Source organism: Spiribacter vilamensis, assembly GCF_004217415.1.
GTDB classification, from domain to species: Bacteria; Pseudomonadota; Gammaproteobacteria; order Nitrococcales; family Nitrococcaceae; genus Spiribacter; species Spiribacter vilamensis.
Genome location: NZ_SHLI01000001.1, coordinates 1,689,742 through 1,703,086, shown reverse-complemented (window position 1 = coordinate 1,703,086; position 13,345 = coordinate 1,689,742). Strand labels below are relative to the sequence as shown.

At 62.3% G+C, this 13,345-nt stretch carries 12 protein-coding genes; 9 read left to right on the top strand and 3 right to left on the bottom strand.

Translation table 11 applies throughout. The features are described from left to right. The 3 genes from aroQ to dsbD form a co-directional block, all read right to left on the bottom strand. Complete coding sequence (gene aroQ, locus EV698_RS08520; RefSeq protein ID WP_130503653.1) at positions 1-444, bottom strand: type II 3-dehydroquinate dehydratase; 444 nt, start codon at positions 442-444, stop codon at positions 1-3. A 94-nt stretch (positions 445-538) separates the two neighbouring features. Continuing rightward, on the bottom strand, positions 539-1,072 hold the full coding sequence (locus EV698_RS08515; protein WP_130503652.1) for a TlpA family protein disulfide reductase: 534 nt from the start codon (positions 1,070-1,072) through the stop codon (positions 539-541). Continuing rightward, on the bottom strand, positions 1,069-2,973 hold the full coding sequence (dsbD, locus tag EV698_RS08510; RefSeq protein ID WP_239016285.1) for a protein-disulfide reductase DsbD: 1,905 nt from the start codon (positions 2,971-2,973) through the stop codon (positions 1,069-1,071). Before dsbD ends, EV698_RS08515 begins: the two co-directional genes overlap by 4 nt. 203 nt (positions 2,974-3,176) lie before the next feature. On the opposite strand from dsbD, the gene EV698_RS08505 reads away from it, so the two are divergent. The 9 genes from EV698_RS08505 to EV698_RS10470 all read left to right on the top strand — a co-directional run bounded on the left by EV698_RS08505 (position 3,177) and on the right by EV698_RS10470 (position 13,152). Further along, positions 3,177-3,467, top strand: a complete 291-nt coding sequence (locus EV698_RS08505; protein WP_130503650.1) for a co-chaperone GroES — start codon at positions 3,177-3,179, stop codon at positions 3,465-3,467. Between the two features lie 55 nt (positions 3,468-3,522). Then, a complete protein-coding gene (gene groL / locus EV698_RS08500; RefSeq protein WP_130503649.1) occupies positions 3,523-5,172 on the top strand; it encodes a chaperonin GroEL in 1,650 nt (549 codons plus the stop codon). Between the two features lie 154 nt (positions 5,173-5,326). Beyond that, positions 5,327-8,239 (top strand): bifunctional [glutamate--ammonia ligase]-adenylyl-L-tyrosine phosphorylase/[glutamate--ammonia-ligase] adenylyltransferase, encoded by a 2,913-nt coding sequence (gene glnE, locus EV698_RS08495; protein ID WP_420853049.1) that lies wholly within the window; start codon positions 5,327-5,329, stop codon positions 8,237-8,239. Continuing rightward, positions 8,239-9,162, top strand: a complete 924-nt coding sequence (locus tag EV698_RS08490) for a branched-chain amino acid transaminase (RefSeq protein WP_130503647.1) — start codon at positions 8,239-8,241, stop codon at positions 9,160-9,162. The genes glnE and EV698_RS08490 overlap by 1 nt, the downstream gene beginning before the upstream one ends. A 33-nt stretch (positions 9,163-9,195) precedes the next feature. Then, the gene (locus EV698_RS08485) at positions 9,196-9,450 is read left to right on the top strand and encodes a zinc-finger domain-containing protein (protein ID WP_130503646.1); all 255 of its coding nucleotides are present in this window, start codon (positions 9,196-9,198) and stop codon (positions 9,448-9,450) included. Further along, positions 9,447-10,385 carry a lysophospholipid acyltransferase family protein gene (locus EV698_RS08480; protein ID WP_239016243.1) on the top strand — a complete coding sequence of 313 codons (939 nt, stop codon included), beginning with the start codon at positions 9,447-9,449 and terminating at the stop codon, positions 10,383-10,385. The genes EV698_RS08485 and EV698_RS08480 overlap by 4 nt, the downstream gene beginning before the upstream one ends. A 1-nt stretch (position 10,386) precedes the next feature. Next, entirely contained in the window at positions 10,387-11,130 is a 744-nt protein-coding gene (locus EV698_RS08475) for a hypothetical protein (RefSeq protein ID WP_130503645.1), read from the top strand. After that, positions 11,127-12,092 (top strand): ADP-glyceromanno-heptose 6-epimerase, encoded by a 966-nt coding sequence (rfaD, locus tag EV698_RS08470; protein WP_130503644.1) that lies wholly within the window; start codon positions 11,127-11,129, stop codon positions 12,090-12,092. Before EV698_RS08475 ends, rfaD begins: the two co-directional genes overlap by 4 nt. After that, entirely contained in the window at positions 12,058-13,152 is a 1,095-nt protein-coding gene (locus EV698_RS10470; protein WP_130503643.1) for a glycosyltransferase family 4 protein, read from the top strand. Before rfaD ends, EV698_RS10470 begins: the two co-directional genes overlap by 35 nt. Positions 13,153-13,345: the final 193 nt, after the last annotated feature.

Here is a 13,345-nt window from a genome sequence, read left to right as displayed (position 1 = left end):
TCAGTTCCGTTGGGTGGTTTCAAGCAGGGCGCTGAGGGCGAACTCGTAACCGATCGGCCCCAGCCCCGCGATCACGCCGCTGGCAATATCCGACAGGTAGGAGTGCTGACGGAAGGGCTCGCGGGCGTGAATGTTGGACAGATGTACCTCGATGAAGGGAGTGCCCACCGCCAGCAGGGCGTCGCGCAGGGCGACGCTGGTGTGCGTGAATGCGGCGGGATTGATGATGATCCCGTCCACGCCGGCCGCCGGCGCCGCCTGGATCCGGTCGACCAGGGCATGCTCGGCATTGGACTGGAAGCACTCGATATCGATGCCGGCGGTCGCGGCGCGCTTCGCGAGGCGTTCGTTGATGGCATCGAGACCCGACGAACCATAGATCGATGGCTCGCGTACGCCGAGCATGTTGAGATTCGGACCGTGGAGAACCAGTAATCGCGTCATTACAGGCACTCATCCCTCAAGACAAACCCTGATTCTGGCCCAGTCACCGTTTTTTGTCCATTGTCGGCGCTGATCGCCGCGGGATCGGTGCAGATCAGCCCTGTCTGTTGACGAGTTTACTCAGCAGTGGCCGCAGATCCGGTTCATGGATCTCGCCGCTGAAGCGCTCCACGATAACGCCATCGCGATCGATCACCACGGTATAGGGCAGCGTGCCGCGGGGGTTGCCATAGTCGGCCGCCACGTCGATCGCGCCCTCCATGCCGTAGAAACTCGGGTAATTCATGTCGACGGTGTCCAGGAAATCCCGAATCGCCCCCGGGTCATCAATGGCAACGCCCAGAAAGCGCACGCCGTTGTCCCGGTAGTCGCTCTGCAGGCGCGAGAACAGCGGGATCTCCCGGCGACAGGGTGCACACCAGGTCGCCCAGAAGTTGAGTACGACAACCTGCCCGTCCCACTCGCCGATACTGCGCGGGCCATCCGTGAGTGTCTCGAGCGTGAAATCGGGGCGGAGTGTCTCCGCGGAGGACGAGTCCTGTAGCCAGAGGACCGCCAGGATGCCGCCGCCGGCACCGATCACGGCGGCAAAGAGGACCGTCAGTGCGATGCGAACGCCGCCACTCACGAGGCCGCCTCGCCAAGCCCCTGGCGCGCGCGGTCAATGAACGGCTCCGGGCGCAGGAACCCGACCACGCGTTCGTCCCGCCGCTCGTCGCCGCCCGGGCCGTAGAAGATCACTGCTGGCGGCAGATAGACGTCCAGCCGGCTCATCAGGGACCGGTGTTCGGGGGTCATGTCGGTAACGTCGGCCCGCAGCAACACGGCATTGGCCACGGCCTCCTGCACCGACGGATCGGTGAAGGTGCGCTCCTCGAGCTGGACGCAATAGACGCACCAGTCGGCATAGATATCAACCATCACGGGTCGGCCCGCGGCCCGGGCGTCGGCAAGCGCCGTATCGAGATCGGCCACGGTGTCGATATCGCGGAATGCCATCGCCCGGCTTTCGCTGGTCTCGTCGCCCGACAGCGACAGGTCACCCAGCGGGCGCAGGACATCGCCGCCACCGGCGGAGGCGCCAACCAGGCTGACGGCACCCCAGATCAGTGCCGCCAGTCCGAGCGTTCGGGCGGCGCGTTGGTGATTGCCGCTGCCGGTATCGGGGCGGTCCATGCCGCCCAGCCAGACGCCGCAGCCGATCAGTAGCAACCCCCAGAGCGCCAGGGTGATGGTGCCCGGCAGGAAGCGCTCCAGCGTCCACAGTGCCACCGCCAGGAAGCCCACCCCGAACAGGGCGCGGACGCCATTCATCCACGGGCCGCTCCGGGGCAGCCAGCGACCGGCCGCCGTGCCGATGAGCAGCAGCGGCAGGCCCATGCCATTGGCAAGCGTGAACAGCGCGAGCCCGCCCAGCCAGGCATCCCCCGTGCTGCCGATGAATACCAGGGCGGCGATCAGCGCCGGCCCCGAGCAGGCGCCAACGATCAGCGTCGAGAGTACGCCCATCAGCGCGACGCCGATCGCCGTTCCGCCTTTCTGTCGATTGGAGAGCAGCGTCAGGCGCGTCTGCACGGCGCCGGGCAGCCGCAGCTCGAAGGCGCCGAACATCCCCAGCGCGAGGATGACGAACACCGCGGCGAAACTCCCCAGCACCCAGGGTGACTGCAGGTCCGCCTGCACCGCGGAGCCGGTCATACCGGCCGCGACACCGGCAAGCGCGTAGGTAATGGCGGTGGATTCGATATAGACCAGCGACAGAAGCAGCGCACGCAGGCTGCCACTGCGGTGGGGGTCACCGGCAATCAGCCCGGAGAGGATGGGGATCATCGGGTAGAGACAGGCGGTGAAGGCCAGCAAGAGCCCGGCGGCGAAGAAACCGGCGAGGATGGCCGGCAGGCTCGCATTCTGTAACAGGCCCTCGAGACGTCCGGCCTCGCCGCCACCGGCGCCTGCGCCCGCGCTGGCGGCAGGCGTGTCCGATGCGGATGGATCCGTGGGCCGTGCCGAAGCCGACCCATCCGTTTCGCTGGCCTCGAGGCGTGCCCCCTGCGCATTGATGGAGTAGTCCAGCGAGGCATCGTCGGCGCTGCCCGTCACCCGGTAGGGCGGATAGCAGACGCCGGCCTCGGAGCAGCCCTGGAAGGTGATGGCGATGGGTGTCGATGCATCGAGCCCGTTTTCGCTGCCGATCGGCAGATCGACGGGCCGTTTATAGATCGGCTGACGGCCGAAGAATTCGTCGACGTGGGTCTGGGCCTCGGGGAAGTCCAGCGTCAGCGCCGAGCCATTGCTGTCGTCGCCCGCGCGCCGGATCGTGACGCTGTCGCGATAGAGATAGTAACCATCGGCGATGTCGATGCGGATCGACGGCCCCTCGGCGCCGTCCGATTCGAAGTCGATGGCGAAGGCCTCCGCCACTGGCAGCGTGGCGGTATCCGATCCGTTACCCCCGAACAGGTCGCTGAGGCTGGATTGGGCGGCCGCCGGTGCGAGTGCAATGATCAGCCACAGGCCGATCCCTGTCATCACTCGCTTAATCGGTCCTCGGGTCATGCAAACCCCTTGGTTGATGATTGCCATATCAGCCCTTGAATCCTAGCACTGCTGCCTCCACCTCACCGAAAGGTCTTGACGGGACGTCTTTCGTCTCTATCATTAGCACTCATCAACGCCGAGTGCTAACAAGGCATCTTGGGACCAACAACAATCAACCCTAGGGAGATCAATCAATGAATCTTCGCCCGCTACACGATCGCGTGGTCGTAAAACGTCTGGAAGAAGAGCGCACCACCCCCGGGGGCATCGTCATCCCCGATACCGCGGCCGAGAAGCCGATTCGCGGTGAGGTGGTTGCCGTTGGCAGCGGCAAGCGCCTCGACAACGGTGAGGTTCGCAGCCTTGACGTCAACGTCGGCGACAAGGTGCTGTTCGGCAAATTCTCCGGAACCGAAGTCAAGGTCGGTGAGGAAGACGTCCTCGTCATGCGTGAAGACGACGTCATGGCAGTGATCGAGGGCTGAACGCCTGATCATCGCCACCCATCACGACAGCAACAGAATCAAGAGGAAATAAAGAATGGCAGCTAAAGACGTACGTTTTGGTGATGATGCCCGCCACCGCATGGTCGCAGGCGTTAACACGCTGGCGAGTGCGGTCAAGGCGACCCTCGGCCCGCGCGGCCGCAACGTTGTGCTCGAGAAATCCTTCGGTGCACCGACGGTGACGAAGGACGGTGTGTCCGTCGCCAAGGAGATCGAGCTCAAGGACAAGTTCGAGAACATGGGCGCGCAGATGGTCAAGGAAGTCTCCTCGCAGACCTCCGACGCCGCCGGCGACGGCACCACCACCGCAACCGTGCTCGCCCAGGCGATCGTTCACGAGGGCATGAAGGCGGTCGCCGCCGGCATGAACCCGATGGATCTCAAGCGGGGCCTCGATCAGGGCGTTGAAGCCGCGGTCAAGGAGCTCCACAGCCTGTCCAAGCCTTGCGAGACCGACACCGCGATCGCGCAGGTCGGTGCAATCTCCGCCAACTCCGATAAGGAAGTCGGCAAGATTATCGCCGACGCCATGAAGAAGGTGGGCAAGGAAGGCGTGATCACGGTCGAAGAGGGCAGCGGCCTGGACAATGAGCTCGACGTCGTCGAGGGCATGCAGTTCGACCGTGGCTACCTCAGCCCCTACTTCATCAACAATCAGCAGAGCATGGCCGCCGAGCTCGAGGATCCCTACATCCTCATCTGCGACAAGAAGATCTCCAACATCCGCGAGCTTCTGCCGCTGCTGGAGAGCGTCGCCAAGTCGAGCCGTCCGCTGCTGATCATTGCCGAGGACATCGAGGGCGAGGCGCTGGCCACGCTGGTGGTCAACAGCATGCGCGGCATCGTCAAGGTCGCCGCCGTGAAGGCGCCCGGCTTCGGTGATCGCCGCAAGGCCATGCTGCAGGACATCGCCGTACTGACCGGCGGCACGGTCATCTCCGAAGAGGTCGGTCTGACCCTCGAGAAGGCGACCCTCGAAGACCTGGGTACCGCGAAGAAGATCAACGTCTCGAAGGAAGAGAGCACCGTTGTCAATGGCGGGGGCCGCGCTGACGAGATCAAGGCGCGCGTCGATCAGATCCGTGCCCAGATCGAGGATTCCAGCAGCGACTACGATCGCGAGAAGCTCCAGGAGCGGGTTGCCAAGCTCGCCGGCGGCGTCGCCGTGATCAAGGTCGGTGCCGGCTCCGAGATGGAGATGAAGGAGAAGAAGGCCCGCGTCGAGGACGCGCTGCACGCGACCCGTGCCGCCGTGGAAGAGGGCATCGTGCCCGGTGGCGGCGTTGCGCTGCTGCGCTCGCTCAAGGGTCTCAAGGACCTGACCGGCGACAACCACGACCAGGACGTGGGCGTGGGCATCGTTCGCCGGGCCCTGCAGGAGCCGCTGCGCCAGATCGTTTACAACTGCGGCGAGGACTCCTCGGTCGTTGTGAACAACGTGCAGGCCGGTGAGGGCAACTATGGCTACAACGCCCAGACCGAGCAGTACGGCGACATGGTCGAGATGGGTATCCTCGATCCGACCAAGGTCACGCGGACGGCCCTGCAGAACGCCGCTTCAGTCGCCGGACTGATGATCACCACGGAGTGCATGATCGCCGACCATCCGGACGAGAAGGATGACGGCGGCGGCGCCGGCATGGGTGGCATGGACGGCATGGGCGGCATGGGCGGCATGATGTAATCATCCCCCGGCAGTCCGCCGGCCCGCCCGTCGGGCCGGTTTGCCAGCAAGGCCCCGCTTCGGCGGGGCTTTTTTGTGGGCGGTTGTTACGTGCCTGTCCCGAACCCTGGAAATTGTGGCGGTCCCTTTTGGTGTTTAAGCTGCCTGAATGGAAATGGAAACCGCGCCGCAACCTCTCAGAAACACACTGGCAGCGCTGCCCGAGGCACTAGCGACACCCGTCGCCACCGCGCTGGAGAGACTCCCGGACGATGTAACCCTGCCCGGCGACGATGCCGTGCTCGCCGACCTCCCCCGGGTCTGGGCCATGAGTGATTTCGCGGCCCGGGTCTGTGTGCGTGATATGGGCATCCTGGTTGATCTTTGCGACAGCGGTGACCTGAATCGCGCTTACCCGGAAGGCGGTTTCCGGGAGCGTCTTCGGCAACGCCTCGATGGCGTTGATGACGAGGCTGCATTCCACTCCGTCCTGAGACGCTTTCGGGCCCGCGAGATGCTGCGCATCGCCTGGCGGGATCTGACCGCGCGGGCGGACCTCGACGAGGTGCTCGCGGATCTCTCCGCGATCGCCGATACCCTGATCGACGAGGCTCTGGCCTGGCTCTATCCGCGGCTTTGCCAGCAGATCGGCACCCCCCGGGACGATGCCGGCAACGCCCAGCAGATGATCGTGCTGGGGATGGGCAAGCTCGGCGGAAAGGAGCTCAACTTCTCGTCGGATATCGATCTGATCTTTGCCTTTCCCGAGCCGGGATTCACCGATGCTGCCAAGCCGAGGGCCAACGAGCAGTTCTTCCTGCGCCTCGGCCGCTCACTGATCGCCGCCCTCGATCAACAAACGCCCGACGGGCAGTGCTTCCGGGTCGACATGCGGCTGCGCCCGTATGGCGACAGCGGCCCGCTCGCCATGAGCATCCCGGCGATGGAGCTCTACTTCGTCGACCAGGGGCGCGAGTGGGAGCGCTACGCGCTGATCAAGGCCCGCGTGGTGGCCGGCGACCAGGCTTCGGGACAGGCACTTCTCGATATGCTCTCGCCCTTCGTCTATCGCCGTTACCTCGATTTCGGGGCGCTCGAGTCGCTGCGCTCGATGAAAGCGATGATCACCCGCGAGGTCCGTCGCCGCCGGCTCTCTGACAACGTCAAACTCGGACGCGGCGGGATCCGCGAAATCGAGTTCATTGCCCAGGCGTTCCAGCTGATCCGCGGCGGACAGGAGGCGGCCTTACGCCAGCGCAGCCTGCAGCCGATCCTCGGCTATCTCTGCGAGCAGGCGCTGATCCCCGAGCATGCCCAGCGCGATCTCACCGAGGCCTATCGCTATCTGCGCCGGATCGAAAACCGAATTCAGGCGATGTACGACCGCCAGGCCCATGATCTGCCCACCAACGATCTCGACCGCGAGCGGCTGGTGCTCGCCATGGGCGCGGCGGACTGGAGCGAGCTCCACCACGAACTGGATAACTGGCGCCTGCGTGTTCAGGGGCATTTCGACCAGGTGTTCGTCGCCCCGCAGCAGGAGGACGAGGCGGAAGTCACCGACGAACCGGATTTCGCCGATATCTGGCACGACGCGGTGGATGAGGTGACCGGTCGCGAGATCCTCTCGTTCGCCGATTTCACGGATCCCGCTGCGGCACTGACCCTGATCCAGCGTTTCCGCGACGGGGCGCGGGTGCGTGCCCTCTCGGAGCAGGGCCGAAAGCGCCTCGACCGGCTCATGCCGATGCTGATGGCGGCCGTCCATGGCTGCGAATCGCCGGATGCGGCGCTGGCCCGGCTGCTGACGCTGCTCGACGGGATCGTTCGCCGGACCGCCTACCTGGCCCTACTCAACGAACACCCCATGGCCATCTCCCAGCTGGTTCGCCTGGTGGGCAGCAGTCCCTGGATCGCCCGCTATCTCTCGGCGCACCCCATGCTGCTCGATGAGCTGCTCGATCCGCGCACGCTCTACGCGCCCCTGAGCCGCGAGGCGCTGGCGGCGGACTGCGACAGTCGCATGGCGAGTGCCGACGGCGATGATCTCGAACGGCAGATGGAGATCCTCCGGCAGTTCAAACAGACCCAGGTGCTTCGGGTCGCCGCGGCGGACCTCGCCGGCGCGATCCCCGTCATGCTGGTCAGTGACTACCTGACGGATATTGCCGAGGTGATCCTCCAGCGGGTGCTGCACCTGGCCTGGCGCCAGGTGAGTCAACGCTATGGCGAGCCGCTGCGCAGCGATGGCGAGGTCGCCGACTTCGGTGTGATTGCCTACGGCAAACTCGGTTCGCTGGAACTCGGTTATGGCTCCGACCTGGATGTGGTCTTCCTCCACGACCCGGTGCCGGCGCGGTCGGTGACCACCGGCGAGAAGGCCGTGGAACCGGCGGTGTTCTTCTCGCGACTCGCCCAGCGCTTCATCCACATCCTCAACACCCCGACACCGGGCGGCATTCTCTACGAGGTCGACACCCGGTTACGGCCCAGTGGCCAGTCGGGCCTGCTGACCATCAGCTTCGACGCCTTCGTCGAATACCAGCGCGGACGGGCCTGGACGTGGGAGCACCAGGCGCTGGTGCGGGCACGCATGGTGACCGGCGGCGAGTCCCTGCGGGAGGGCTTCAGCCAGCTGCGGCGGGAGGTTCTCACCCGACCGCGTCGACGTGATGAACTGCGCGAAGAGGTCCGGCGGATGCGCGAGCGCATGCGGCGTGAACTGGGCTCGAGCCGTGCCGGTGAGTTCAACATCAAACAGGACCGGGGCGGTATCGCGGATATTGAATTCATGGTTCAATACGGCACGTTGGCCGGGGTGCAACAGTATCCCGGCATACTGCGTTATACCGACAACATCCGCCTGCTCGACGAGCTCGAACGGGCGGGCGAGTTAACCACCGAACAAGCCCGAGTCCTGGCCGACGCCTATCGTCAATATCGCGGCATGGTCCATCGATTAACCCTCCAGGAGCAGTCCGCGCGGGTATCCGAGGCGGCCGTCGAAGGTCCCCGTGCAGCGGTCATCGACGTCTGGAACACGGTCATGGAGCCAGGATCGGACACGAACGCTGAGGAGAGCGGCTGATGAGCATGGCCGAGCAGGATGGCTGGATCTGGATGGACGGCGAGCTGGTGCCCTGGCGCGATGCCCAGGTGCATGTGCTCACACACACGCTCCACTACGGTATGGGCGTGTTCGAGGGGATCCGGGCCTACAACACACAACAGGGGCCGGCGATCTTCCGGTTGCCGGAGCATATCCGCCGGCTGTTCGACTCGGCGAAGATCCTCGGGATGACTATCCCCTGGACGCCGGAGACGGTGCGCGACGCCTGTGTCAACGCCGTGCGTGAGAACGGCCTCGACAGTGGCTATATCCGGCCCATGGCCTTTCTCGGGGCCGAGAGCATGGGGCTGCGGGCCGACAACCTCCAGACGCATCTGATCGTTGCCGCATGGAGCTGGGGCTCGTACATGGGCGAGGAGAACATGGAGCGGGGCATTCGGGTCCGCACCTCCTCGTTCACTCGTCACCACGTCAACATCGCGATGTGTCGCGCCAAGGCGAACGGGCAGTACATCAACTCCATGATGGCGCTCCAGGAAGCGGTGGCCTGCGGTTACGACGAGGCCATGATGCTCGACCCGGAAGGGTTCGTGGCCGAGGGCACCGGCGAGAACCTATTCATGGTGCGGGATGGCGTCATCCATACCCCGGAGCTCCACTCGGCGCTCGCCGGCGTGACGCGGGATGCCATCATGACGATCGCCCGCGAGGCAGGTTACGAGGTCCGCGAGCGCCGGATCACCCGTGACGAGGTCTACGTCTGTGACGAGGCCTTCTTTACCGGAACCGCCGCCGAGGTGACACCGATCCGTGAGCTGGATAACCGGATGATCGGTGAAGGCCGGCGCGGCCCGATTACCACCGACGTCCAGAGCCGCTTCTTCGCCGCCGTCGAGGGCCGTTCGGAGATCCACGGCGACTGGCTGACCCGCGTCGTCTGAACGCCGGCGCGGAACCGAATCGAGGAGACTGACGTGCCCGATCCACAGACGCATGATCGAAAAGACCTGATCCGACCCAATAGCGAGAACCGCTACGAGATCACGGTGGACGACCTCCCGCTCTCCTGCCCGATGCCTGGGATGTATCTCTGGAACAGCCACCCCCGGGTCTATCTGCCGGTGCACAAGACGGGACACGCGAAGTGCCACTATTGCGGGGCGGAGTTCTTCATTCGTGACTTCGATCCGGATGATCCGGCACTGGCCGAACACCATCGCCGGGAGTGACTGACTCGGCCCCTCCTTCCGACGCCGGCAGCGCTCCCCTGCACGGGCGGGCGAAGGCGATTGATATCGCCCTCCGAGTCCTCTCCCGGCTGTCCCTGTCTGCCCTGCATCGCCTCGGCAGCGCGGTCGGATGGCTGACCGAGCGCCTGAGGCGTGAGGAGTGGCGCGTCGCACGCGTCAATGCCGATATCTGCTTTCCGGACTGGTCCGAAGTCGAGCGCGAGCACCTGGCACGGGCAGCGCTGCGCGAGAACGCCAAAGGACTCATCGAACTCGCTGCGATTTGGCACTGGCCGGTGCCCCGGTTGCTGGGGCTGATCCGGGAAGTGGAAGGCGCTGATGTCGTCGACGAGCTACTCGCCGAGGGACGCGGGCTGCTGGTTATTGCCCCCCACCACGGTTCGTGGGAGATGCTGCAGATGTGGCTCGCCCAGCGGGTTCGTCTCAATTCGCTGTACCGCCCGCCGCGCTGGAAAGAGCTGGAGGTGCTGCTCAATCGCGGGCGTTCACGCAGCGGTGCGATGTTGTGGCCGGCGCGGCCCTCGGGCATCCGGGCATTGTTCAAAGCGCTTAAAGCGGGTGAGGCGGTGGGTGTGCTGCCCGACCAGTCGCCGCCGAGTGAGGGCGTGTTTGCGCCATTCTTTGGCCGTGACGCCAAAACCATGACGTTGTTTGGCAAGCTGGCCGGGCGAACCGGGGTGCCGGTGGTGATCGGCTGGGCGGAGCGGCTGGAGCGGGGGACGGGGTATCGTCTGCACTGGCGGCAGGTGACGGAGCCGGTGGGGGATGTGGATCCGGCGGTTGCCGCGGCGGCGCTCAATCGGGAGATTGAAGGGGTTGTGAGGGAAAAGCCGGAGCAGTATCTGTGGACCTACACCCGTTTCGAAAAAAGAGAATCCGGACGCCCGAATCCCTACAAAAAGCAAAAGGCTTGAAATGATCGTTCTGCATGATCCTGGTATTATTTTTCTTAAGTCTCGAAAGACTGCTGGCAGTTCCCTCGAGATTGCGTTATCGGCGTTTGCTCAGAGTGGTGATGTGATAACGCCTATTGACCCGAAAGAAGGAGATGACCAGGTAAGAGAAAAGCTCGGTTATCCAGGACCCATGAATTATGAGAAGTCGACGGCTGAAGTCTTTGTTCGTCCAACAATTCGAGATCTGCGGTACGCATTAAGAGGGAAAGAAGTAGTTAGGTATCATCATCATTGCTCAGCATCGAGAGCCAGATTACATCTGGGTAAAAAACGCTGGGAGCAAATGACCAAGGTCTCTATCGTGAGAAATCCTTGGGACTATATGGTGTCCTCTTACTACTGGGGTAACCGCGATCAAGGCGAACTTCCTGCTTTCCAGTCCTGGTGCCTGGAAAAAAAGCGTCTCATGAATCGTAATCACAGGCAGTACTTTATTGGCAATCGATGCGTAATCGATCGCTTCATTCGCTATGAAAACTTCCGCGAGGATCTTCTATCCCTGGAAGAAGAGTTCAGTGGTCTTTCCGGTCTGGCGGATAATTTTTCCGGGATGACTGCGAAAAAAGGTATTCGCCCCAAATCAGGTCCTAGCGTCGCTGAGCTTTTCAGTAAAGCACCGAAAGCCGACCGGTTAGTGCGTCGTAAATGTCAGTTCGAAATCGACACGTTCGGGTATGAAGGCCCGGTTCTGGAGAAGGTATGATAGTTGTAACCGGAGGTGCAGGGTTCATTGGGAGCAACCTCGTTCATGGCCTCAATGCCCACGATCGCGATGATATCGTCGTTGTCGATAACCTGGAGCGCGGCGAGAAGTTCTTCAATATTCGCGATGCGAATATCGACCAATACCTGGATCAAGACGAATTTCTGGACTGGTTGGTAGAAAATGGTGACGATGGCGTAGATGCCATTTTCCACCTTGGTGCTTCATCCGACACGACCGAATGGAACGGTCGATACATGATGGAGAACAATTACGCGTTTTCCAAAGGCGCGCTGGATATCGCGATTGCGTACCAGATTCCATTTATTTACGCATCCTCGGCAGCCGTTTACGGCATGGGTACGGATTTCAAAGAGCGGATCGGCAAAGAGCGGCCCCTCAATGTCTACGGCTATACCAAGGCGTTATTCGATCGATATGTCGAGCGGCAAATGCAAGCAACGGATTCGCAAATCGCCGGGCTGCGGTATTTCAATGTATACGGTCCCGGAGAAACCCATAAGGGACGTATGGCGAGCATCGCCTATCATCACTACAGACAGCTCCACGCCGGAGCAACAGTCAAGCTTTTCGGCGAGTACGACGGCTATAGTGCCGGCGAACAAAAGCGTGATTTTGTCTATGTTGACGACGTCGTGAGCGTCAATCTCTGGTTGCTGGACCATCCGCAAGTCAGTGGCGTGTTCAACTGTGGTACCGGGGCTGCAGAGAGCTTCAATGAGGTGGCGAACGCGGTAACGCGGCATTTCGGTTATGGGGGGATTGAATACATACCTTTTCCGGACGACCTCCGCGGGGCCTATCAGAGCTACACGGAGGCCGATCTGAATGCACTCCGCGCAGCTGGGTATACCGGTACATTCCGATCCGTGTCTGATGGCGTTGCAGATTACATGAAGTGGCTGGATGCGAATGCGCCAGCGAGCCGTCAAGGTGGCTGAAGCAACGCCCCGTGTTTTGCATATCAACGTTGCCCGCGGGTGGCGAGGTGGTGAACAGCAGACCTGGCTTCTAATGCGGGAGCTTGCGGCAAGAGGGTACCGACAAGGGCTCTGTGCATATCCCGATGAACCGTTGGCAAAAGCCGCTCTGGATCTTGAAGGGGTGGTCACGTTCTCTCCTCGCCAGTGCCTGCGTCGGCCATGGACCATCGGGAACTGGGGTATCTCCCATGTCCACGACGGACGAGGGATTTACTGGGCCTGGTGGCTGAAAAAGCTGCGTGGGATCAGATATGTTGTGACGCGGCGAATGCAGCAGGCCCCCAAGGACCGGTTTCTCACGCGTCTCGCGTATCACCAGGCGGACGCCCTCGTTGCCATATCCTCGGCAGCACGAGACGGGCTGCAGTCATTCTGTCCGGGACATGAGGTCTTCCTGATACCTTCCGCCCATTCCGGCCTGACGCCGACTCGTAGCGCCACACCGGCGATACGAGACCACCTGATGACGGACCCCGCCAATATCCTGATCGGCAATGCGGGTGCGTTGAGGGATTCTGACAAGGGGCAGACGATCCTTATCCAGGCTGGGGAGCAGCTACGCGCCGCGGGGTACCCTGTAGAGTTGGTCTTCTTCGGAGAGGGAGAGGATCGGGCGGTCCTTGAGCGCGCAGCGCAGGGCCTGAAGTGGATCCACTTTCCGGGTCATGTCACTCCTATTGAGGATTACCTTGGAGCACTGGACGTATTTGCGTTTCCGTCCCGTCACGAGGGCCTGGGCTCCGTGCTGCTAGAGGCAATGACGGCTGAAGTGCCAATTGTTGCCTCGCAGGTTGGAGGTATACCCGATATTGTTACCGATTCTGTTTCGGGGCTCCTCGTTGAGCCTGAAACCGCTGATGCCCTCGCCACTGCCATTTCGAAGGTGATTGATACGCCGGATCTCGCGTTAAAGTTCAGTACTGAGGGAAGGCGTGTCGCAGAGTCGATGGGCCCTGAAAGAATGGTGGAAAAATATATCTGTGTTTATGATAGTTTAGTAGCTAGTGCTAGAGAGTAACAGACCGAAGTGCATCTTATCTGACTAACAATACAAATAGTCAATTCCTGTGTTTTCATTATTTACTTTAATCCTTTCGCCTCGGTGGTACGAATTTTATAGAAAGGTGATGCCGATACATCAGATGGAGCAATAAGGTTCTTCGTTAAAATCGGGACTTGTACTGACCCTGAAGATGACTGAATACATAGAT